This is a genomic window from Halopseudomonas sp. T1L2 (assembly GCF_055397385.1).
The window spans coordinates 687,202-708,665 of sequence record NZ_AP040865.1; the positions used below are offsets into that span (position 1 = coordinate 687,202).

The 21,464-nt window shown below is 61.2% G+C and carries 16 protein-coding genes and 2 pseudogenes; 4 read left to right on the forward strand and 14 right to left on the reverse strand.

Annotation, left to right across the window (positions count from 1 at the left end; genetic code table 11):
* Positions 1 to 88 precede the first annotated feature (88 nt).
* The 10 genes from ACZ5WQ_RS03325 to ACZ5WQ_RS03370 all read right to left on the reverse strand — a co-directional run bounded on the left by ACZ5WQ_RS03325 (position 89) and on the right by ACZ5WQ_RS03370 (position 14,191).
* A complete protein-coding gene (locus tag ACZ5WQ_RS03325; RefSeq protein ID WP_338213727.1) occupies positions 89 to 2,482 on the reverse strand; it encodes a fatty acid cis/trans isomerase in 2,394 nt (797 codons plus the stop codon).
* 104 nt (positions 2,483 to 2,586) lie between these two features.
* Positions 2,587 to 3,432 (reverse strand): DMT family transporter, encoded by an 846-nt coding sequence (locus ACZ5WQ_RS03330; RefSeq protein ID WP_335598869.1) that lies wholly within the window; start codon positions 3,430 to 3,432, stop codon positions 2,587 to 2,589.
* A 59-nt stretch (positions 3,433 to 3,491) separates the two neighbouring features.
* Positions 3,492 to 5,024, reverse strand: coding sequence for a sigma-54 interaction domain-containing protein (locus ACZ5WQ_RS03335; protein ID WP_464383617.1), 1,533 nt, complete (start codon positions 5,022 to 5,024; stop codon positions 3,492 to 3,494).
* A 1-nt stretch (position 5,025) separates the two neighbouring features.
* On the reverse strand, positions 5,026 to 7,533 hold the full coding sequence (gene tssH, locus ACZ5WQ_RS03340; protein ID WP_464383134.1) for a type VI secretion system ATPase TssH: 2,508 nt from the start codon (positions 7,531 to 7,533) through the stop codon (positions 5,026 to 5,028).
* Positions 7,520 to 8,542: a type VI secretion system baseplate subunit TssG gene (gene tssG, locus ACZ5WQ_RS03345; protein WP_464383135.1), complete on the reverse strand. Its 1,023-nt coding sequence runs from the start codon at positions 8,540 to 8,542 to the stop codon at positions 7,520 to 7,522. The genes tssH and tssG overlap by 14 nt, the downstream gene beginning before the upstream one ends.
* Positions 8,506 to 10,281 carry a type VI secretion system baseplate subunit TssF gene (tssF, locus tag ACZ5WQ_RS03350; RefSeq protein ID WP_269687603.1) on the reverse strand — a complete coding sequence of 592 codons (1,776 nt, stop codon included), beginning with the start codon at positions 10,279 to 10,281 and terminating at the stop codon, positions 8,506 to 8,508. The genes tssG and tssF overlap by 37 nt, the downstream gene beginning before the upstream one ends.
* A gap of 7 nt (positions 10,282 to 10,288) precedes the next feature.
* Positions 10,289 to 10,729, reverse strand: coding sequence for a type VI secretion system baseplate subunit TssE (tssE, locus tag ACZ5WQ_RS03355; RefSeq protein ID WP_233049455.1), 441 nt, complete (start codon positions 10,727 to 10,729; stop codon positions 10,289 to 10,291).
* Positions 10,726 to 12,201, reverse strand: coding sequence for a type VI secretion system contractile sheath large subunit (gene tssC / locus ACZ5WQ_RS03360; protein ID WP_228246241.1), 1,476 nt, complete (start codon positions 12,199 to 12,201; stop codon positions 10,726 to 10,728). The genes tssE and tssC overlap by 4 nt, the downstream gene beginning before the upstream one ends.
* A 23-nt stretch (positions 12,202 to 12,224) precedes the next feature.
* The gene (tssB, locus tag ACZ5WQ_RS03365) at positions 12,225 to 12,719 is read right to left on the reverse strand and encodes a type VI secretion system contractile sheath small subunit (RefSeq protein WP_228246242.1); all 495 of its coding nucleotides are present in this window, start codon (positions 12,717 to 12,719) and stop codon (positions 12,225 to 12,227) included.
* Complete coding sequence (locus ACZ5WQ_RS03370) at positions 12,716 to 14,191, reverse strand: TssA family type VI secretion system protein (protein WP_233049456.1); 1,476 nt, start codon at positions 14,189 to 14,191, stop codon at positions 12,716 to 12,718. Before ACZ5WQ_RS03370 ends, tssB begins: the two co-directional genes overlap by 4 nt.
* Positions 14,192 to 14,559: 368 nt before the next feature.
* Here ACZ5WQ_RS03370 and ACZ5WQ_RS03375 point away from each other — a divergent pair, with 368 nt between their 5' ends.
* From ACZ5WQ_RS03375 to ACZ5WQ_RS03385, 3 genes are all read left to right on the forward strand, one after another.
* Positions 14,560 to 15,141: a DJ-1/PfpI family protein gene (locus tag ACZ5WQ_RS03375; RefSeq protein ID WP_228246244.1), complete on the forward strand. Its 582-nt coding sequence runs from the start codon at positions 14,560 to 14,562 to the stop codon at positions 15,139 to 15,141.
* Positions 15,142 to 15,188: 47 nt separating this feature from the next.
* Positions 15,189 to 15,500 (forward strand): ribbon-helix-helix domain-containing protein, encoded by a 312-nt coding sequence (locus tag ACZ5WQ_RS03380; RefSeq protein ID WP_088275291.1) that lies wholly within the window; start codon positions 15,189 to 15,191, stop codon positions 15,498 to 15,500.
* Positions 15,501 to 15,581: 81 nt separating this feature from the next.
* Positions 15,582 to 16,211, forward strand: a complete 630-nt coding sequence (locus tag ACZ5WQ_RS03385; RefSeq protein WP_464383136.1) for a LysE family transporter — start codon at positions 15,582 to 15,584, stop codon at positions 16,209 to 16,211.
* 12 nt (positions 16,212 to 16,223) lie between these two features.
* Here the strand turns inward: ACZ5WQ_RS03385 and ACZ5WQ_RS03390 are convergent, their stop codons facing one another.
* From ACZ5WQ_RS03390 to ACZ5WQ_RS03405, 4 genes and pseudogenes are all read right to left on the reverse strand, one after another.
* On the reverse strand, positions 16,224 to 16,871 hold the full coding sequence (locus ACZ5WQ_RS03390; RefSeq protein ID WP_464383137.1) for a helix-turn-helix domain-containing protein: 648 nt from the start codon (positions 16,869 to 16,871) through the stop codon (positions 16,224 to 16,226).
* A gap of 133 nt (positions 16,872 to 17,004) precedes the next feature.
* Positions 17,005 to 19,971 (reverse strand): annotated as a pseudogene (locus tag ACZ5WQ_RS03395) (Tn3-like element IS3000 family transposase); the annotation flags it as partial.
* Positions 19,972 to 20,138: 167 nt separating this feature from the next.
* Positions 20,139 to 20,423 (reverse strand): annotated as a pseudogene (locus ACZ5WQ_RS03400) (Tn3 family transposase); the annotation flags it as partial.
* On the reverse strand, positions 20,371 to 21,099 hold the full coding sequence (locus tag ACZ5WQ_RS03405; RefSeq protein ID WP_432649130.1) for a DNA topoisomerase: 729 nt from the start codon (positions 21,097 to 21,099) through the stop codon (positions 20,371 to 20,373). The gene ACZ5WQ_RS03405 and the pseudogene ACZ5WQ_RS03400, both read right to left, overlap by 53 nt.
* On the opposite strand from ACZ5WQ_RS03405, the gene ACZ5WQ_RS03410 reads away from it, so the two are divergent.
* A complete protein-coding gene (locus tag ACZ5WQ_RS03410) occupies positions 21,032 to 21,382 on the forward strand; it encodes a uroporphyrinogen-III C-methyltransferase (protein ID WP_079742477.1) in 351 nt (116 codons plus the stop codon). The two genes, ACZ5WQ_RS03405 and ACZ5WQ_RS03410, sit on opposite strands and share 68 nt — an antisense overlap.
* Positions 21,383 to 21,464 lie beyond the last annotated feature (82 nt).

Below are 21,464 nucleotides of genomic sequence, written 5' to 3' on the forward strand. Positions count from 1 at the left end.
TTTCGTCGACCGGCCGTGTCCTCAGTGTAAACCCGTTTTTGCGGTTGTCCGCATCCACGCAGCCGTGGGGCTGCGTGGAATGTCGGGTTTACAGGTTCTGGTAGCGATTGATGTCGAATAGACCTGCCTGGGACGGATCGGTTTCCTCAACATAGCGTCTGAAGTCCGCCATGATGTCCCAGAAGTGGGGGCTGGTGCGACGCACACCCCAGCGGGCGGCGACCGCGCCCAGCCCTGCTTCGTCGCGTGTGGCACGCAAGGCGGCGACAAAATCCGGCAGTTGCTGCAGGGGAATGTCGAAGCTGAAGTTGGGATAGCTGCCGAGCGTGCCGCGCATCAGTGTGAGCGTGTCACGTTCCGGCTGCAGACGGGCGTCTTCACCGAACATGAAGGCGACGTTGCTGTGGGCGCGGTTGTGGACAAGGGTGTATACCCAGCGCTGCTTACCATCATGGATACGCATGAAACTGACCTCCGGCAGCAGTGCAATGACCGGAACGCTGGCAGCGGTGCCCTGCCCGAGCGGGCGCAGGAGCTGATCGATGTGGCGCTGCTGGTCGCTCAGCTCCGGACGTTGACAGGTGTTCTGCGGGCAACGGTTCAGGGTGTCCGGGCCGCTGTCTACCGTATCTGCACGGGCCATCAGTTGTCGGGTGAAGGCGGCCATGACAGCGGGGTTGCTGCGGGTATCTTCCTCTGTGTAGCGGATGGCGACCGGGGTATCGAGGCTGACATCGGCGTAGGCAATGCGGTCCTTGAGCAGCGCATGGCCCTGATACCACTGCTCGTAGAGGGCCTTGCGGGCCTGTGCCGGGACAAAACGCAGGAAATTGTGCTCGGCGCCATTGCGAATCAGGTCAAAATACAGCCGGGTCTGAGCCTGGTGCGACAGGCTGCCGAACACGTTGAAGTTGACGACCAGCTCATAGTAGGTCCGCTCAAGCAGCGGGTAGTCCATGACCCAAATGGTCTCCGGCACCTGGCCCCATAGCCCGCGGCGCACCGATGCGCTGTCGTGGTGGCGGAAGATGGTCAGCAGCGCGTCCCGGTTGTGGCCGTCGCCGTTCCAGATCTCGGCCATATCGGCCCCGGCGGGTTTGCGCTCGACATAATAGTCGTGCCGCAGCGTCAGATACTGATTGCGTTTGCTGCTGTACTCCAGCCACGCCGCACCCAGCGCGGAGAGATCGCTGTCCTGCCCGGGCAGGCCGAGCAGTGGCGTGGTCAGGCTGCGATAGAGCGGATCATTGACGTAGGCCTCCTGCTGCGGATCTTCGAACACGGTCCAGAACTGGTCGCGAATGACATCGGTAGCGATCTGGCCGCGGCACACCGGGCCGCGAATAAAGGAGCGAACGAAGTACTCCGCCGAATCGAGCATGAACTGATAGCGCGCCCTGGCCGGAATGGCGGTAAAGGTGATAAACGGGTTGGAGCGTTCTGCGTAGGCGTAACCGGGCGGGGTGGCAACGGCCCAGTCGTTCTGCAGGAACAGTTCCTGCCAGCGATCCATGCGCTGAGCATCCAGCGCATAGGTGATGTGGGTCTTTTCGACCAGCGTTTCGCGCAGCGGGCGCAAGCGATAGTAGAACGGCTGGCCCGGATCGTCATTGGGGCGCACTGTGGCCAGTGGCTCGGCAGGCTGGCCCGGGGGCGTTGCGGAGCGCACCAGTTCATAGAAGCTGCTGCCGGCGATGTCGGGGAAGTGCAGATGGGCGATAAACAGGTGCTCGAACAGGTAGCGTGAGACCAGTTGCTCTCGGGCACCCCGCTGGTTGAAGAAGGTTTCCCAGCGCTCGATGCTTGCCTGTTCCTGCGCCGATGGGTTCCAGGGCTGTGGCGCAGTGACCGCGCCTTCACTGATCCAGCGACTGAGGGTGGCAAATTCCTCATCGCTCAGGCCGCTGGTGGCATAGGGCATTCCGCCGTGCGGGTTCTCTTCGGCGTAGTCGTCAAAGGTGCCCGGGGAAGGGCAACTGAAGGTGTGTTTGGTGCCGATCTTGATCGCTTCCGGCAGTGTGCTGTCGGCCGGGAACGGGTTGCGGTGGCCCAGTTCGATCATGCGGTAAAGCAGTGATCCGTCGAGTTGCTGGGCTGCGCCGGCGTTGGCGTCATGCAATACCGAGAAAAACCCCTTTTGACGCCAGGCTTCGGTGCTGTCGGCATCAATACCCAGTCTAGTCGGCTCGGCGTCGTCAATTCGCGTGCCGTCGTAGACCTGCTTCTTGGACGCACCGCGTTCAATGCCCTCGGCGCTGGTCAGTTTGAGCTGGCAGGGGGCGTCGTAGCAGCCGTGACAGGCCATGCACCTGGTTTCCAGAATCGGCCTGATGTCGCGCTGATAGTCGAAACTCTGGTGCGTCGCCACCACCGGTTCGGCGTGCGGGTAGGTCTGAACGGCGCTGCAGGCGATAACCAGGACGGTCAGCAGCAGGGTAACGGATGCGATGCGCCAGGTCGCACGGCGGGACAGTAGTTGCATGGAATCCTTCCTCGGAGGCAGGCGACAGGGCGGGGCGGTTGCCCATCTTGCATCAGGCAGGATGTTTTATGCCAGGCATTGTGACGACGGCCATGCCCCGAGGTTCAGTTATTGGCCACCTGTTTGCGCAACACCAGCGCGATACCGCCGAGGATCATCGCCGATGCGAGCAGCAGCCTCAGGGTCAGCGGTTCGGCCAGTAACAGCGCGCCGCCGAGTGTGGTAATGACCGGCACACTCAGCTGTACGGTTGCCGCGACACTGGCGCGCAGATGCGGCAGTGCGGCGTACCAGATAGCGTAGCCCAGCCCCGAGGTGACAGCGCCGGAGGCCAGCGCATAGAGCACCCCCTGACTGTCCAGGTTCTGGCTTTGCAGCAGCGCCAGACTGAGGAGAATGGCCAGCGGTGCCGCGCGCAGAAAGTTGCCCGCGGTCACCGCGGTAGGGTTACTCGCGCCACGCCCGCGCAGCGAGTAAACGCCCCAGGCAGTACCGGCAGCCAGCATGCTAAGCGCTGCAGGCAGCGGCGGGGCGCTGGTGCCGGGCAGCAGCAGGGCGATGAGGCCCAGGAGCGCCAGCGCCATGCCCACCTGCTGAGGCAACGTCAGCCGCTCACCGCGCGCAACGCCCGTCCCGATCATGGTGACTTGTACCGCGGCGAACAGCAGCAGCGCGCCCAGGCCCGCATCCAGGTGGATATACGCCCAGGAAAAGCCTGCGGCATAGGCAAACAGCGCCAGCGCAGAGGGCCAGCTACCGTGGCTGAAGGCGCCGCCGCCGCGCAGCGTTACCAGCAGCCACAGCACAGCGGCGCCGGAGATCAGCCGCAGACTGGTGAAACTGGCCGGGTCGATGGCGGTTGTGTCCAGCGCCAGCCGGCACAGCACCGAATTGCCGGCAAAGGCCAGCATGGCGAGCGCGGTCAGCAGGGTTGCCTTGGGCAGTTGCATGGTTACTCCATGGCGAGGTTCAGAGGCCATGAGACGTTGAATACACCCACGGCGCAATACTATTTTGGTAGGCATTGAGCCTGTGATCGTGGCCGCAGCGCTACGCCGAGCCGCTGCATGCGGTAGAGCAGGGTCCGTCTGGGCAAACCGAGCATCCGGGCGGTCAGGGTCTGATTGCCGTTGTGCTGTTGCAGGGCTTCGTTGAGCAGGTTGCGCTCTACCGCCTCCAGTTGTTCGCGCAGCGTCAGTCGGTGAGCCTGGGTTGGCGTGTTGGGCAGGTCCAGGTGCTCCGGTAGCAGCAGGTTGCCGTCGCACAGCAAAAGAGCCCGGGCGATCAATCCCTTGAGTTCACGCACATTGCCAGGGAAACGCTGAGTCGCGAGGTAGGCCAGCGCGGTGTCTGACCAGCGGCAGTGCGAGCGCTGCAGGAAGGCACAGGTCTCTTGGGTAAACTGCAGGGCAAGCTGTCGGATATCGCTGCCGCGCTCGCGCAGCGGCGGCAGGCTGATCGGGAAATGGCTCAAGCGGTAGTAAAGGTCCTCACGAAACCCTCCCTGCTCGACCTGACTGAACAGATCCTGGTGGGTGGCGGCGACGATACGGACGTCGACACGATGGCTCTGGTTGCTGCCAAGCGGTCGCACCTCTCCCTCCTGCAGCACCCGCAGCAGCTTGGCTTGCAGGGCCAGCGGCATGTCACCGATTTCGTCCAGAAACAAGGTCCCGCCATTGGCCGCGTCGAACAGCCCTTCCCGGTCCTGGTTGGCGCCGGTGAAGGCCCCCTTGCGGTAGCCGAACAGTTCGCTTTCCAGCAGCTGCTCGGGCAGCGCGCTGCAGTTTTGAGCAATAAAGGGCTGGCTGCGGCGTGAGCCGTAATCGTGGATGGCGCGGGCGACCAGCTCCTTGCCGGTACCGGTCTCGCCGCCGAGCAGCACCGTGACGGGGTTGTGCAGTACCTTGCTGATCAGTCGGTAGACCTGCTGCATGGCGGGGCTCTCACCGATCAGCCCGAAACTGCCGAGCTTGCTGGCTGTTGCCGGCTCGGGCAGTGGCAGATCGGGTGCCTGCAGCGCCAGCTCGGCCTGTTGCATTGCGTGCAGTTGCGCCAACGCAATATTGCCGACCATGTCCAGCGGCAGGGTTAGTGCTCTGCCGAGACCCCGTGCCCGGCTGGCCAGCACCAGCAGCCCGCCCACTTGCTGTCTGCGATCCAGAATGGGCTGACACAGCAGGCTGCGCCAGGCAGCCGAACTCGCCGGCAGGAAGGGGGTTGCATGCAGGCTGCGATCCAGTTCGTCCAGTTGCAGCGGGGTGTTCTGGCTCAGGCTGTAGGCAAGCAACGGTGCCGTCAGGCCATCCTCGCCGTGCTCGCCACCGAGCTGGCCGTCCAGCCACTGGCAACACAGCGGCAGCCGGCTATGGCTGGCGTCGAGCAGATACAGCTGAACCAGCGCGCAGTTGCCCAGCTCTGCGAGCCATCCGACCAGCTTTTGCTGCAGCTCGGCGGCGCTCTGGCACTGCGCGAGCGCGCTCAGTCCGGTCAGTACGCTTGCCACATCGGGTACGGCAGCTGCCGCATTGAACGGCAGCATTTCACGCGAGCTCACAGGTCACCTCTCCTTCGTTGTCAACCCGGGCGTACAGGTTCAGTGCACAGTGGTTCGGCTCGTCGCTCTGCAGCAGCCTATCTGCGATGGGGCTTATCAGACGCTCTTCAAGCCAGCGCTCAATATGACGAGCGCCACCCGTATTGCTGCACGCCTCGGCAATCAGTGAAGGCAGCCGGGGATCGAACCGGCACCCAATCGCACGCGCCTGCATACGCTGCTGCAGCGCGCGAAGGCGCTGACTGGCGATGGATTGCAGGCTTTGCGCTGCAAGCGGGTAGTAGGGCAAAACACGCATGCGGGCGAGTAGCGCCGGTTTGAAATGAGCGTTCAGATGGGGGTGGATGGCTTCGACCAGTTGCTCAGGGGTAGGGCGTTCAGCGTCGCGACAGAGTCGTTCAATGTGCTCACTGCCAAGATTGGAGGTAAGCAGAATCAGCGTGTTGCGAAAGTCGATTTCACGACCCTCACCGTCGTTCGCCAGGCCCTTGTCGAAGATCTGATAGAACAGATTGAGCAACTGCGGATCGGCCTTCTCGACCTCGTCCAGCAGGATCACCGAGTAAGGGCGGCGACGTACCGCTTCGGTCAACTGGCCGCCTTCACCGTAGCCCACGTAGCCGGGCGGAGCGCCGATCAGCCGGGCCAGGCTATGGCGCTCCTGATACTCACCCATGTTGATCACAGTAAGAAACGCGTCTCCGCCATACAACAGGTCGGCAATGGCCTCCGCGGTTGCCGTCTTGCCTACGCCGCTCGGACCGGTGAGCAGAAATACGCCGGCAGGACGGTCCGGGCGGGACAGGCCCAGTGCGCTGGCACGCAGGCTGCGATTCAGTTGCTCTACCGCCTCGGGTTGACCATGCAGCCGCTCATGCAGGTGTTCCCCGAAACGGGCGATGCGTTCGTGGTAGTGCCCGCTCAGTTGTGCGGTCGGGATGCCTGTCCACTCATGTACTACTTCGACAATCGCATTGCGATCGACCTCGGCGCAGACCAGTTGCGGTTGCGGCGCCTGTTGCAGGTCTTGCAGCGCCTGGCGCAGCTCGGCATGCGGCGCCTCGCGCTGATGACGCAAGCCGACCAGTTGCAGCGCCAGCTCCCGCTGTGCGGTCCACTGCTGCTGCAGATTTTGCAGGGTATCGGTGCCGGCCTGATGTTGCTGGTTCAGATGTTCAAGCAGGGAAGGGTCGGTTGGCAGTCCGAGTTGTCGGTCGCGCTCGATCGATTCGCGCTGGCGTGCCTGGTCAGCCTGTTGTGCCTTCAGGTGGTCCAGCGCAGCGGGCACGGCTGCAAGGTTTACCCGCGTTCTCGCGCATGCGGTATCGAGCAGATCCAGGGCTTTGTCAGGCAGTTGGCGGTCGGCCAGATAGCGGACTGCCAGCTCGACCGCCGCCACAACCGCCTCGTCTCTTACATGCAGTCCGTGGCTTTCGGCATAGCGAGGCGCCAGTCCGCGCAGCAGGCTTATCGCGTCGGATGGGCTGGGCTCGCGCAGTTGCAAGGGCTGGAAGCGGCGTGCAAGAGCCGGGTCCTTTTCGATATGACGCCGATACTCGCTCCAGGTGGTGGCGGCGATGGCCTTGAGCGTGCCGCGCGCCAGGGCGGGTTTTAGCAGGTTGGCGGTATCGGCAGTACCGGCATCACCGCCATGGCCGATCAGCGTATGGGCTTCATCGATGAACAGAATGACCCGGTTATCAGGGTCGGCAGCGGCTGCCAGTATGCCTTGCAGGCGTCGTTCGAGCTCACCGCGCATACCCGCCCCTGCCTGCAGAAGACCCAGATCAAGACTGAGCAGTCGCCAGCCGCGCAGCGCTTCCGGGACACCGCCGGCGACCAGCCGCTGTGCCAGCCCCTCGACCAGTGCGCTTTTGCCAACCCCGGCATCGCCGATGATGATCGGGTTGCTTTTGCGACGTCGGCAGAGAATGTCGACCAGTTGCCTGATCTCGCGCTCGCGCCCAAGGACCGGGTCCAGAGCGCCTTCCTCCGCCTGTTCTGTCAGGTCGTGGGTGTAGGACTTGAGCACTGATGTGTCGGCCTGAGGGCTGGTGTCTTGCGCGTTGGCCAACTGCTGCAGTTGATCAATGTTGAGCGGCGCCAGGGGATCAGGGTGCAGCAAAGGGTTGCGCAGCCAGCCAAGCAGCAGTGCGTGCAGGTTTATTCGTTGCTGCTGCAGCTCGGTGGTGGCGACCAGTAGTGCCTGTTGCAGCCAGTTGACCAGCATGCTGGACAAGCTCGGATTGCGGCCGCTCTGCTGGTATTGGGTTGGTGGATGGCAGCTGGCAAGCAGTGCATCGGCGTCAATCTCGCTGACAGCAAGCACCTGATGCAGCAGGCTGCCGCGCTGTTGCAGCAGGGCCCGGATCAGGTCTTCCGGCTCCACGTTGGCGCTGCCGCGTTGCAGACACTGTTCGGCGGCGCGCTCAAGGGCGCTGTGTACCTCGCTATCGAGCAGGCTGACAAGTTGGTGAATATCAATTGCAATCATGCAGACCGTCCTTGGTCGTGGAACAGAGAAGAATGTCGGGATCGCCGGCCGGGCTGCCCAGCCAGGTTGTCCAGCCGAGTCGGCAGGTGTTGCGGCTGCCCAGCTGCAGGGCCCGCACCTCGCTGGCCTGCAGCTGCAGTCGCAGGTCGTACTGCAGCGGCGTGCGCAGCAGAAAGGCGAGCAGGTTATGCAGTGTCTGGTGATCCTGTCCGGGTGGCAGGAATCGGTGGAAGTCGTTCCAGTCGAGCTGCGTCAGATGCACTCGAAATGCACCGGCGATGGACATGATATGGCTGCCCAGGATCAGCTCATTACCGAGAGTACTGTTGTTGCGGCCGAGCGCCGAGCGTTGCTCGTCCGGGATGGAAACCTGTCTGGGCAGGCATTGTTCCAGTGTGATTGAGGGAGAGCGGAAGTACTGACGCAGCACCGCCGCGATACTGTCGGCCGACTGAGCCTTGCCGCTGATCAGCCCCAGACAGGGCAGCAGACGGTGGGCCTGCAGGGGGCCGCTATCGGGCGCATTGTGCAAGCCGGCCAGAGCCAGCAGGCTGCCGGACAACCGGTCGCTGGCGCCGCTGCGAAAGCGGCTGTAGTAGCGATACTTCTGCCAGATCGGCAACAGCAGCCGTTGCAGACGGTTATTGCACAGGTCGAACAGGGCCCTGACGTTGCCGCAGCCCGGATCATCACCCAGCGCCAGCTCAACCTGGTGGGCAGGCAGGGGTGAACTGGCACCGCTGAGGGCGATCAGGTTCAGCTGCAGGACGAAATGCAGGCCGTGCTCGTTGTGTTCAATCTGCAGTTGTTCGATGTCCCTTGCAGCGAACCCCAATCCCGGGTTGGCACAAAAACGGATACGTCGGTAGTGCGCTTCCGGCGTCTCGCCGGGATAGCTCTGCTGCAGTTGATCCAGCAGGCATAGCAGTGCCTGATACAGGCTGTAATGCTGGATGTCCCGTTGCAGGCGAATCAGAACAGGGGCTGGTGACCCAGACGCGGTACCCATTGGTAGCGTTCTCCCTGCAAGCTGATGATGGAGAGGGCGTGAAACGTGTTGATGCCGGCATGCTGCGCGAAAAATTCGTTCAGCACCGAGCCAAACAGAAAGAGTTCCCCGGAGCCGTTACAGCCCTCTGCGTCAATCTCCAGTTCCGACTGCACGCCGCGTATCGGCAGCCCTCGAAACAGACGGTCGGTCTGACGGTGCCGCACCGAGCGCAGCGCGTTCAGACGGCGCTCGCTGACCCTGGCTGCGTTCTGGTCGCAGTGCCTTGGCAGGTCGTGACAGCTGAGTGCTTCGCGCAGGGCACTGATGTTCTCCAGCGTCTGGTAGTTGAGCGCCATGCTGCTGATCAACTGCCACAACCCCTGGCGGTGCAGCGCCGGTGCATAGCTTGGGGTAATGCGCCCGATATTGCGAAACTGCACAAACTCGGGCGTGCCCTCGCAGGGATGGCAGATATCGCCCTGGGCCAGCTTGCCAGGCCACTGCTGATTGGTGCAGGTCAGCTCAATGGACAGGGTTTCCTGCTGATCCTGCTGCTGGAGGCCGAAGCAAAGGTGGGTTTCCAGATGTTCGCCATCCAGAGCCGGCAGTTGTCGCAAGCTGTAGTGCGGCGATGCATCGGGGCCTGCGAGTGTGTGGTCGTGCTCGAAGGATTCGAACGGAACGTAGGTCCGGTAACCCATGCCGCCCGGCTTCCAGCCGGTTACCCGATCGACCGAAAAGACGCCGCACTGGGCTGGTGCAAGGCCCGCAGGGCGCAGCAGGTAACGATCCTGTCGGCCATCGAGTCTGACCGGGCTGGCGTCGTGGCTGAACAGGTTGACGACAGGTGTGCAGTAAAGCTTCACCATATCGGTGTCTGGCGTCAGTTGGCGGCAGTCCGGATGGTGCAGGTCGAATTCGATGCGCAGCCCGCGTGCCTGCTGCATTAGAGGTTTGTCCGGCGTGACCTCGCGCTCAAGGCCGCTCAGCTCGACAAACAGAAACTTCTCGGCGAAGGCAAAGTAGTCCTGCAGGTGCCGATAGCCGCTGAACCCCTGATCGGTATCCGGCAGCAGGGTTTCCTCAGTCGCAAAACCGCAGGGCTGCAGGTGGTCGGCGGGCAGGGTGAGTGATGGTTGTTGAGTCAGCGGTTGCCCTGCTGCATCGAGCGGCTGCAGGGTAATGGCGTCCAGATGGCGGCACAGGTGCAGGTACAGCTGACGGCTTGAATAGGCATTGCCGCTCAGGTGCAAGCGCAGTCGGCGCAGATCGAGGTCTGTCAGGCTGCCTTCGCAGGTCATCTGCAGTGTCAGGGTCAAGCGTGCGCCGGTAGCATGGCTCTGGTAACGGCAGCCTGCCAGTTCGACGGGCAGCAAGGTCACCGCACTGGTTGTGCGAAAGCGGCACCGAATACCGTCGGCAGGGCGCGACTCCACCCCGGTGCCGCGTGCAATGGGTAGTGCCTTGAGCGGTCGTTGCAACGGTTCGAATTGCAGCATGGCCAGTGCCGGCATGGGGCGCATGCAGTTGGGCCAAAGCAGATGCATGAGCGAGTGGGTCAGTTCGGGCAGCTCGTCATCGAGTTTTTGCCTCAGGCGCCCGGTAAGAAAGGCAACGCCCTCAAGCAGCCGCTCTACATCCGGGTCGGTGCTGGTGCCGGCGAGGTAGGGCGCCAGCGCGGGGTGATGTTCGGCAAACCGCCGTCCCTGCTCACGCAGTGCGCTCAGCTCGCTCTGAAAGTAGTGATTGAAGGTCATGGTGGATTCAGATGTCGGAGTCGTCTCGCTGCAGGGTCACTGCAGCCTTGCCCTGGCCGTCGAGTTGCACACTGAAGGTGACTGGCTGCTGCAGCTCCGGCAAGTTGAGCCGGGCGTTGATGATGAAGGCCAGGCGCAGCGGGTCACTAGCATCATGCTGACAGCTGACCCGCACCTCGCGCAGACGCGGCTCGTAACGGCTGATGAAGCGCTCTATCGTTGCGCGTGCCTGCTGCCGGGTGTCATGCAGCGTCAGTCGCATATCGTTCAGTTCGGGTAGGCCGTAGTCGGGCAGCATCTGTACGCTGCCGGCGCGGGTGCTGAGCATGCGCGCCAGCTGGGCCATCACCGAGGCACTGGCGGCCTCGGCGCCTGGCAGACCGGAGCGGGACCGGTCGCTGCCGCTGAGGCGCTCCAGTAAGGAGCCGTATCCGGGTCTGGTCATCATTCGCGATCCAGCTTGCCGACCAGCGACAGCGTGAAGTCGGCGCCCATGTACTTGAAGTGAGGGCGAACGCTGAGACTGACCCGATACCAGCCCGGCTGGCCGGCAACATCCTCGACGCCGATGGAGGCTGCCCGCAGTGGTCGGCGCCCGCGCACCTCTGCGCTCGGGTTGTCCTGGTCAGCAACGTACTGGCGAATCCAGCGGTTCAGTTCCAACTCCAGGTCGGTGCGCTCTTTCCAGGCGCCGATCTGCTCGCGTTGCAGCACTTTCAGATAGTGGGCCAGGCGGTTGATGATGAACAGGTAAGGCAGTTGCGTACCCAGCCTGAAGTTGAGTTCGGCTGCCTTGCCCTCGGCGCTGTTGCCGAAGTAGCGGGGTTTCTGTGCCGAGTTTGCGGAGAAGAACGCCGCATTGTCGCTGCCCTTGCGCATGGTCAGGGCAATAAAACCTGCTTCTGCCAGCTCGTATTCTCGACGGTCCGAGACCAGCACTTCGGTGGGGATCTTGGTTTCAATCTCGCCCATGCTGGAGAAATGATGCAATGGCAAATCGTCAACGGCGCCACCGCTCTGCGGACCGATGATGTTGGGGCACCAGCGATAGCGAGCGAAACTGTCGGTCAGGCGGCTGGCGAAGGCGAATGCAGCATTGCCCCACAGGTAGTCCTCATGGCTGTCGCTGACCGTTTCGCGGTAGGCAAAGCTGCGGACCGGATTGTCTTCAGGGTCGTAGGGTGTGCGCAGCAGGAAACGGGGCAGCGTCAGACCGACATAGCGTGCATCCTCGCTCTCCCTGAACCCCTGCCACTTGCTGAAAAGCGGGCCCTCGAAATGGTCCTGCATGTCTTTCAGGTCGGGCAGGCCGTGGAAGCTCTCGAGTCCGAAGAAGGCGGGGCCGGCTGCTGCGATGAACGGGGCGTGTGCCATGGCGGCCACGCCGGCCACCTGTTGCAGCAGGCGAATATCCCGCGTACCCGGACCAAACTGGTAGTTGGCGATCATGGCGCCGACCGGCTGCCCACCAAACTGCCCGTACTCGGCCGTGTATACGTGTTTGTAAAGACCGGACTGCACAAGTTCCGGGCTGTCTTCAAAGTCATCCAGCAGATCATCTCTGGAGGCATTGATCAGCTCGATGCGGATGTTCTCCCGAAAGTCGGTGCGCGCAACCAGCAGCTTCAGGCCGCGCCAGGCCGACTCCAACTGCTGAAAGTCGGGATGGTGCAGGATGGCGTCAACCTGACGGCTCAGCTTGCTGTCGATTTCTGCGATCATCCGGTCGACCAGTGCCTTCTTGACTGGCTCCTGGCGGTTGTGGGGTTTCAGCAGTTCGCTGATGAAGGCGCCCACGCCCCGGCGGGCGATCGCATAGGACTCGTCCTCCCGGGGCAGCTGGGTTTCGGCGATAACGCGGTCGAGCAGACTGCCGTTGGTCACCGGCTTGTTTGCCCGAGCGGTGGATTGGCTTTGCATGGAGAGGGCTCCTGTAGGGTGCGTCACGGGGTCGGAGGGAGGCCGAGTTCGGTCAGGATCTGTTCACGTGAATGGTCGTCGCGCAGCAGCGCTTCAATTGCCTGGCGGAAGGCCGGTGTGTTGCCCAGCGGCCCCTTGAGGGCGACCAGGGCTTCGCGCAGCTCCATCAGTTGACGCAGTTCCGGGACCTGTTCGACCACGCTGGCCGGGTTGAAGTCGGACATCGAGCGGATGTCGAGTTCGACCGGCAACTCGCTGTCGGCGTCCTCCTCCTGCAATCGATTGGGAACATTGAAGGTCAGGCGCAGATCCTGTTTGGCCAGCACATCCTCGAAGCTGTTTTTGTCGATTGCGATGGGCTTGCGCTGCTCAATGCTGCGTTCGTCCCGGCGCTGGGTGAAGTCACCCAGCACCATCAGCTTCAGGGGCAGTTCAATCTCCTGTTGCTGGTCACCGGTGTTTGGGGTGAAGGTCACGTTGATGCGCTCGCGCGGGGCGACCGTGGTGTCTTTTGTCATAGGGCTTCTCCATGCGGTTCAGGCCGGGTGGCCTGCTCAAGGGGATCTTGGAAACTCAGCCAGTGCAGCTGTTGCTGCAACGCCTGGCAGCGTTCTTGACTGGTGCTGTCGCGCCGTGGGACAAGGCTCTGGTGCAACAGCTGGAGGGTCTCGCTGAGTAGCTGCTTGTCCCAGATGGCAAGCGGCATGCTTTGCTGCAGCTGCGCCAGTTGCGGCTCCAGCATGGCCTCTGCCTCCCGGTGTCGGGCGTTGGCCAGCAGCCGGCGGGCCCATTGCAGCCGTGACAGCGCGCGCTGGCGCTCGTCGGTCTGGCCTGCCGGCATGGCCGTATCAGCCGGGACAGAGGAGCGCAGCGGTGCGGCGGTGTCGCCCTCCGTAGCGTTATCTGGCTGGCTCTGCTGCTGTGCATCCGCGGGGGGCTGAAGCCAGGCTTGGGTGGCCCGGCTGGCAAAAGGGCTGCCATCGTCGAAGCACAGGCATTCCAGGCCGGGGAGGCGCTGCACAAGCGACCGGGTATGGGCCTGTATGACTGACGCCGCGTTGGCATCGTCCATGGCGTGGCAACAGCGAGCGGCCAGATAGTGCCCGTCGAGCCAGAACGGCGCTTTGCGCAAGCTGTTTTCGAGGTTGTGCAACAGCCGGGCGTACTCTTGCTGCTGCCACAGCGTGTCATAGTGCTTGATCCGTTCGGCCGGGGGTGGACGCAGGCTGGTATGCTTCTGTTCGTCGTGCCGGGGGAGTTGCCCAATGCCGCCCCAGGTGAGGCAGCGGCTCATCTGCAGTGCACTGACGCGCTGATCTGGCTGGCTGAGCCACCACTGCAGCAGGGGCGTCGCCGCTTCCTGCAGGCGACGTAGCTGTTGTTGCGCCGCGCGTTCGTTGCCGATTGAGTCGCGCTCTGGGGCCGGCTCCCGGCTGGGAGCGGATGAGGCCGGTTCCGGCGCTGCGCTCTCCGTGCGCTCGCTCGCTGCTGGTGCAAGGCTGCCTGCCAACTGATGCCAGTCCTTGCTGAGCGGCACGGAGTGGGCATGCAGGGCTGAACCAATGGCGTGCATCGCACTTTGCAGCACGGGCAGCTCGTGCTTGGCGCAGCACAAGGCGCTCGCTTGGCGCACCAGCGACCTTTGGAGCCACTGCAGCGCTGCCAGTCTGGCGCGCTCCCTCGCCGGCAGGCTGCTTTCCCAGGCGCTGCTGAGAGCGCTGGCAATCTGCTGCAGGCTGCCAACTGCCTGCTCGAGTTGCTGCAGCCGAATCAGCGCAAACGTTCGCCAGCCGGCAACGCGCAGGTCCATGCCCCGCGCAAGCAGATCGCTGGCAGTATCGGCCAGCTGCTGCCAATCAGGCTGGGGCTGTTGGTGTGGAGAGTCGAGCAGCGAGAATACCTGCTCCAGTCGCACATAGGCGTCGCAGTCGCGCAGATCGGGCAGGTCTGCGGCGGGGCGGTTGCCGGGTGTGACAGCGACTGATGCCATGCTGGTTTCCTTTCCTGGGTGCCGACGGACCCCCTGTCCGCCCAGCCTGGTCGAATCGAACCGGGTTGGCGCATGCTAGTGAGCTGGTGCGGGGCTGCCAAACGGCCACCCTGTGATCGGGTTCGCGTTACGACTGGAGATTTATCAGTTTTCTACCCGCTTCGCTGGTTATTAAATTAAATAAAATCAATAGGTTGTGAGTATTTATTGAGGTTCTATTCAGGATGTGTGCCGGTGTTGTTGGTGGGGCGGAATCTGTGAACCAGACTGCATCCGCTCGCTCAAGGTGATGTAGTACCCCGCTGTTACCCGTCGGCGCGAACAAGGGCGCATGATGGGCGCTCAAACACCCGCAAGGAGGAACAGTGATGTCCACCAAGAAGATTCTGCTGCTGGCCGGCGACTTTACCGAAGACTACGAAACCATGGTGCCGTTTCAGGCGCTGAGCATGCTGGGCTATGAGGTGCATGCGGTGTGCCCGGACAAGACCGCTGGTCAGACGGTCAAGACTGCGATTCACGACTTTGAGGGTGATCAGACCTACACCGAGAAGCCGGGTCACCTGTTTGCCCTGACCCATGATTTTGCCGCTGTTAAGGCCGATGACTATGTGGGGCTGGTGATTCCGGGCGGTCGGGCGCCGGAGTATCTGCGGCTGAACGCCGATGTGATTGCGCTGGTGCGGGCGTTCAATGCGGCCAACAAGCCGATCGCTGCGGTCTGCCATGGTGCACAGCTGCTGGCAGCGGCCGGTGTGCTGGAAGGGCGTGAGTGCAGTGCGTATCCTGCATGCGGGCCGGACGTGCGTCTGGCGGGCGGTACCTATATCGATATCGCTGCCGATCAGGCCCATGTTCAGGGCAATCTGGTGACTGCGCCGGCCTGGCCGTCGCATCCGCGCTGGCTGGCCGCGTTCGTGAAGTTGCTGGGCGCCCGAATCGAACTCTGATTGCTGCCGGGGGCTGGCTGCGGTCAGCCCCTGCAGAGGAGAGCTGCATGTGTGAACTCTACGTAAAGGCGGACCCGATTCTGTATGAGTCGCGCTCGCGTTCGCTGCGTATTCGCGGTGTGGTTACCACCTTGCGACTGGAGAACCAGTTCTGGGACATTCTGCAGGAGATCGCCGAGGTGGACGACATGACCACCAATCAGCTGATCACCAAGCTGTATGACGAGGTGATGGAGCTGCGCGGTGAGGTGGTGAATTTTGCGTCTTTCCTGCGGGTGAGCTGCACCCGTTATCTGGCTCAGCGCGAGGCGCGGGTGGTTCCTCTGGCGGTGGTGGGCCGCAGTACAGCTCAGGGCTGATTTTGCTGCCAGCTGTATCGCGCCGGCCTCCGGTGGTTTTGCTAGCATTGCCGCTTACCTGAATTTCTCTGGAGCCGTTCGATGTCGATCGAAACCTGGCTGGCGTTCTTTGTTGCATGCTGGATCATCAGCCTGTCACCGGGCGCTGGTGCCATTGCCTCAATGTCCAGCGGTCTGAATTACGGTTTTGCCCGTGGTTACTGGACTGCGCTCGGTTTGCAGTTGGGGCTGGTGGTGCAGATTGCGGTGGTGGCGGCGGGCGTCGGTGCGGTGCTGGCTGCATCTGCGCTGGCATTCACGCTGATCAAGTGGTTCGGGGTGTTGTATCTGCTGCATCTGGCCTGGCGCCAGTGGCGAGCGCCGACCATGCAGGTGGACGAGACGCAGGCTCCGCGTGCGCTGGGGCAACCGTTGGCGCTGGTGTTCAGGGGCTTGCTGATCAATGTCAGCAATCCCAAGGCGGTGGTCTTCATGCTGGCCGTGCTGCCGCAATTTCTGGATGTCTCCCGGCCGCTGCTTAGTCAGTATCTGATCATGGGGCTGACCATGATTACCGTCGACCTGATCGTCATGGCGGGTTACACGGGGCTGGCGGCGAGGGTGCTGCGCCTGTTGCGCTCACCACGTCAGCAGCGGCTGCTCAATCGCACCTTTGCCGGGTTGTTTGCTGCGGCCGCAGGGATGCTGACATTGGTGCGCCGCGCAACCTGATGCCTCCTGTGCCTAGTGGCCTTGTTGCCACTGGCTGCGGTACTGCGACGGGCTGATACCGGTCTGCTGACGGAAGCGATTGCTGAAGTGGGCTGCTGAACTGAAGCCGCAGCGCAGTGCGACCTGCAGCAGGCTGGCGCTGCTGTAACGCAGCAACTGTTGCGCCTTTGCCAGACGCTGCTGCTGCACGTAGCGGTGCGGAGGCAGGCCAATACTCTGTTTGAACATCCGCGCGAAGTGGTATTCGCTGAGCTGGCACTGGGTGGCCAGGTCGGCCAGTTGCAGTGGCTGATCCAGATGGCTGTCGATGTAGTCGCGTATATGCCGTACCTGCGCCGGCGCAAGCCCGCCCTTGATGGCGGGGGCCTGCCAGCTGACCTGGGTGTAGTGTTTGAGCACGTGATTGAGCAGCAGATTGCTGGCGCTGCTGAGGGTCAGACTGTCGCTGCGGTCGTGCCAGTTGCTGGTCAGCAGAAAATGGCGGTAGAGCAGGGCGATCTGCGGGTCGTCTGCAAACAGCTGCTCGTTGACGCTCAGCTCCAGCGGGCTGCGATCCCAGGTCTGTTCTGCCAGCTGGCGCAGGTGAGCGTCGGTGAAATACAGGTGAACGAACGACAGCGGTCCGCGGATATTCCAGGTGGATGCGTACTGCCGGGGCATCAGGCACAGCCGATCTGGTCCGCCGCCGTTGTGCCAGCCGTCGGTGCTTTTGAAGTAGGGGTTCTAGGGATTTTCCGTCCAAAAACGACAAAGTGCTCTGGAGGCCGCGCCGTCCGTGGCCTCCAGAGGGGTATTACTTTTCGCTGACGGGTAAATATCCCTCGATTGAGCGCATAAGCTCCTCCAGATCTGGCAATTTTTCGCTCAATTCGAAGTGGTAAGTCCCCTTGAGGTTAATGTTGTGCCAGGCCACAGGGGATGCCTGTTTGACGATATCTATTCTCTTGGTATCTCCTTGGTATTCGAAGCTGGTCAACAGCTGGCTGAGTATCCTGGAGTTGAAGTAAACGATGGCATTGGTGACCAGGCGAGCGCACTCATTCCATAGCTGGATTTCTTCGTCTGAACTGCCCCGGAACTGATCCCCATTGACGCTGCTCACGGCCCGACGCAGTTGGTGATAGGCCTCTCCCCGGTTCAGCGCGCGCTGAACATAGTTTCTTAAACTGGCATCATCGATGTAGCACAGTAGATAATTCGCTTTCACCAGGCGATTGTATTCCGTCAGGGCTTCCAGCAGCGGGTGATTGCGCTTGTACTCCGAGAGCTTTCTCACCAAGGTGGCTTGCGTTGTTTTCCGCTGCTTAAGTGATACTGCAATCCGTTGGATGGTATCCCAGTGCTGCGCAATACGATGGGTATTGATTGGCTTTTTTAAGCACAGCTGAATTCGGTGTTCTTTGTCTTCCTTGACATCAAACATGTCATTGATCACTTTGCCAACCTGGGCATAGCGTGGGGCAAACTGGTATCCGAACAGATCCAGTAACGCGAAGTTCACATGGTTCACCCCATGGGTATCGGTTGAGAGCACATCCGGAATGATGTCTGACGTATTGCTCATCAACAAATCAAAGATGTAGTGCGATTCATGTTCGTTGGCGCCGATCACTCTGGCGTTGATAGCAGCGTGATTGGCGATCAAGGTCATGGCAGAAACACCTTTTTGAGTGCCAAAGTACTTCGACGAATAACGGGTTTTGAAGGTCTCGCGCCGGGCTTCGAACTTTTGACCATCGGCACTGGCGTGGATCACATCTTCCTGGATGTTGTAGTACCGGAAGATGGGTAGCTTGGCTGTCGCGTTATTGATGTTGTCGTTAGCAGCATTCAATGTTTCCAGGCGAAGATAGTTCGCCTGGATAGTGCTGAGCTGATCATAGGTACGATCAGAGATCTGTGCCATGCCGTAAATGCCTTGATTGGTTGCATTGCCGACCAGAATTGCCAACAGGTCATATTCATGGGAACGGCTTCTGGATTGGGAACCCAGCACATGAGCGAAGCAGTCAATGAAACCGGTGTCACGATCAACCATGCGCAGTACATCCGCAATCCCCGTTGTGGGAATTTGCTGGAAGAAGGGATTGTTGACCAGATGATGTTTGCTGGCCGAAGGCAGGCGCCAGAAGCGTTTACCCTGCGGATTACGCAAGATGATATTCCGGTTGTCTTCCTGTTCAAGATATTCGCCGACTTCGTACAAACGGGTATCCAATTCCATGGCCATCTGTTTGATCAGCTTTTCAGGCTCCTCCGCTAATTTTGTAAAATGGCTCTGTTGAAGCAGCGTATATTTGTTTTTTCGCCAATGTTCCCCGTCGATCAGGTCGGCGTCGAGTGCCCGGTATTTAGTGATATCAGGCAGCGTCAGCTGGCCATTCAGGCGATCAGGAATCTGTTGATAGAGGAACCACTCATAACGATCGATCAGGATATTCCCTTCACCATCCAGCAGGAATTCACGTGATTTTTTGGAAAGGAGTCTGGTGTCGGCAGTTTGCAACTGAGCGTCCTGGCCGTTGAGTTCGTTTTGTGTTTTCGCCAAGGCGGCCGCTAAGTGCTGGGTGCCGTCGCAGCCTTCGAAGCGCAGACATAGGAACAACTCTCGCAGCAAACCTTTCCGCAGACTTTCTTTCTCGTCGCAGTACTGCCACATGGCTTCATCGACCGATCGTCGCTGCTCGTTCAGGAAGAGACATACAGATTCCAGATCCCTTTTGGTCAGCAGGCTCAGTGCTTGCTGTCTTACTGTTGCAAACGGTAGTTGCAGATCAATGCTGTCATCAATGAACAGGTGCAGTACTTCAGCTGCCTTGCTGACATTTTTAGCTGCTTTTTGCCAATCCTTAAACACCGCTTCCTGCGCATAATCCTTTGCCTTCTGTTTGGTCTGTCTGACATGATGCACAAAGCCATCGGCAATACGTTCCAGCGCTTGCTGCCATCGCGTTTGAAGATAGCACAATAAATACAGCCATTGGCTGCCTACGGTTTGACGTTTCAGTTTGGCACCGTAGTAGTCGACTTTCTCTGCCAGGTGTTGCAGATTTTTCTGCGACAGTGATAGCGTGCTCAACAGCAGATCCACTTCCGGCATCCAATGCTGGATATGGCGATAGACAATCAGTTCTTTCTCCAACTCGGTTCCGGTGAAGTTACGAGCCGATTGTCGCAACTGTCGGAACGGCAGTGGACCTGTGCCGTTCACGAGCTCCGCCAGTGCTTGCTTAAGACCGCGTGACATTGCACGCTCAAGGTGCGCGGCCATGTGTTCCTGTTCGTCTCCCACCACCTGACTGATGATCTTTTGCAGCGTGCTGTAGGCAGGGATTGCGATCTTCTGCCCCGAACAATATTCAATGGCCGCATCGAAGAGGTGCCTAGGCGCTGTCCAGGCTCTGGCTTGCTGGGATAAGTAATCTCTCAACGCCGCTCCATGGTCTTTGACATTCCAGCGCTGGTAGTTGCAGAGCTGGAAAACACGTTGGTAAATCCGTTCGTTCTCTTTTGGCGTGAGATTAAAGGGTCTACAGCCTGGGCCTGGTAGAACGGTTTGATAAACGTATTTGAGGTCCTGCTTGATCTGATGAAAGCCGGGATTCAGCACCACCGGCTTGGCTTTGAAATAGCCCAGCAGTACCACCAGCATGTAACGCTGGCCCCGATGACGGAGGCTTTTAGCGATCGCCAGTTCCTTATCGTTCAGCGAGAAAAAGAAGCGTTGGTCGGCGGAGGTGAAAGCGGGGGGTCCATATAAGGGGTTCTAGGGATTTTCCGTCCAAAAACGACAAAGTGCTCTGGAGGCCACGCCGTCCGCGGCCTCCAGAGGGGTATTACTTTTTTGGCGCTTCACATAGCCAGTCACAATAAATCAATCACTTAGCAGTCTGAATGTCGCATTTGGACGGAAAATCCCTAGAACCCCTCATAGATTGGATCGCCCTGGGCGGCAGAACCGAACCGCGCAAGAGCTGCCACCGCACTGGCATGTCCGCTCATGACCGAGGCTGCCAGGTGCACCAGACTATCCCAATGCTTTTCGATCAAAGCGACGTCGACATTGGCTTCGCACACCGCAGCGATTTCTGCGGGCACTTTGGTGCCGCGTGGCACAAAGAGGTGGCGCTGTTTGAGTTCCTTCAACCGCGGGCAAAGATCAAAACCAAGCAAACGGGCATGTGACATGGCAAAGTCGGTGTAGCCAGCCGTTGCGCGTGACTACCTTGCCGCTCGCGGCGAAGTTCTCGCCCGCGATCTCGACGCCCACGGTGGTCTGCATGTACTCGTGCAGCGGGTAGAACTGCGCCAGGTAGGCGCGCACGATCAGGTCGTAGATGTTGCGCTCGCGCTCGCTGAGGGCGGCCTTGCTGCCCTTCTGCATGGTCGGCACGATGCCGTGGTGCGCGGTGATCTTCGAGTCGTCCCACGTCTTGGACTTGATACGCGGATCGGCACCATCGACCAGGCCGGCCAGTTCGGGGTTGACGTGCTTGATCGCCTCCAGCACGCGCGGCGCGTCGGCGTGCTGCGACTCCGGCAGGTAGGCGCAGTCGGTGCGCGGGTACGAGGTCAGCTTGTGCGTCTCGTAGAGCGCCTGGCAGGTGTTCAGCACGTCCTCGGCGCTGTAGCCGAACTTGGCCGAGGCCAGTGCCGTAATGTCGGACAGGGCGAAGGCCAGCGGCTGGTTCTGCTTCTTGGCCTCCTGTTTGTACGCGGCGATGGTGCCCGGCTGGCCCTTGACGGCGGCCACCAGGGCGTCGGCGACGGCGGTATCGACAAGGCGGCCTTCGCTGTCCAGGCCGGCTTGATCCTCCTGCGTGGTGTTTGTCACCGGCCACGCCAAGCCGGGCGATGCTGGCACCGACTGGCGTGCACTGGCTGACACCGCGCGCCAGGCCAAGTTGACGCTGGTGATCTACATGGGTGTCAGCGGTGCGCAGCGCATCCAGGACGAACTGCTGCACGGCTTGCCCGCCGACACACCGGTCGCCATCGTCCAGAACGCCAGCCTGCCGACGCAGCGCCACGCGGTCTGCACCCTGGAAACACTGAGCGCGACGATTGCCAGCGAACAACTGACCAGCCCCAGCGCCATCATCGTGGGCGATGTGGTGCGCGGCGTGACGACCAGCCAGCGCGCTCTTCAGAGCCTGTTCACGGGCACCTGAAAGGGCAGAGCCCCGCTCGGTCATTTCTTGGCAGGCTGTGCCGGTTTGCGCGCAGACTTTCAAGTTCATAGAATCCCCTGCG

What these genes read in the sequence shown, in the direction of transcription:
- ACZ5WQ_RS03380 (WP_088275291.1), top strand. Translation starts at nt 15,189, where the DNA reads ATGTGTGAACTCTACGTAAAGGCGGACCCGATTCTGTATGAGTCGCGC.
- ACZ5WQ_RS03330 (WP_335598869.1), bottom strand. Translation starts at nt 3,432, where the DNA reads ATGCAACTGCCCAAGGCAACCCTGCTGACCGCGCTCGCCATGCTGGCC.
- tssE (WP_233049455.1), bottom strand. Translation starts at nt 10,729, where the DNA reads ATGATGACCAGACCCGGATACGGCTCCTTACTGGAGCGCCTCAGCGGC.
- ACZ5WQ_RS03370 (WP_233049456.1), bottom strand. Translation starts at nt 14,191, where the DNA reads ATGGCATCAGTCGCTGTCACACCCGGCAACCGCCCCGCCGCAGACCTG.
- tssF (WP_269687603.1), bottom strand. Translation starts at nt 10,281, where the DNA reads ATGACCTTCAATCACTACTTTCAGAGCGAGCTGAGCGCACTGCGTGAG.
- ACZ5WQ_RS03325 (WP_338213727.1), bottom strand. Translation starts at nt 2,482, where the DNA reads ATGCAACTACTGTCCCGCCGTGCGACCTGGCGCATCGCATCCGTTACC.
- tssC (WP_228246241.1), bottom strand. Translation starts at nt 12,201, where the DNA reads ATGCAAAGCCAATCCACCGCTCGGGCAAACAAGCCGGTGACCAACGGC.
- ACZ5WQ_RS03385 (WP_464383136.1), top strand. Translation starts at nt 15,582, where the DNA reads ATGTCGATCGAAACCTGGCTGGCGTTCTTTGTTGCATGCTGGATCATC.
- ACZ5WQ_RS03335 (WP_464383617.1), bottom strand. Translation starts at nt 5,024, where the DNA reads ATGCTGCCGTTCAATGCGGCAGCTGCCGTACCCGATGTGGCAAGCGTA.
- ACZ5WQ_RS03375 (WP_228246244.1), top strand. Translation starts at nt 14,560, where the DNA reads ATGTCCACCAAGAAGATTCTGCTGCTGGCCGGCGACTTTACCGAAGAC.
- ACZ5WQ_RS03390 (WP_464383137.1), bottom strand. Translation starts at nt 16,871, where the DNA reads ATGCCCCGGCAGTACGCATCCACCTGGAATATCCGCGGACCGCTGTCG.
- tssG (WP_464383135.1), bottom strand. Translation starts at nt 8,542, where the DNA reads ATGGGTACCGCGTCTGGGTCACCAGCCCCTGTTCTGATTCGCCTGCAA.
- tssH (WP_464383134.1), bottom strand. Translation starts at nt 7,533, where the DNA reads ATGATTGCAATTGATATTCACCAACTTGTCAGCCTGCTCGATAGCGAG.
- tssB (WP_228246242.1), bottom strand. Translation starts at nt 12,719, where the DNA reads ATGACAAAAGACACCACGGTCGCCCCGCGCGAGCGCATCAACGTGACC.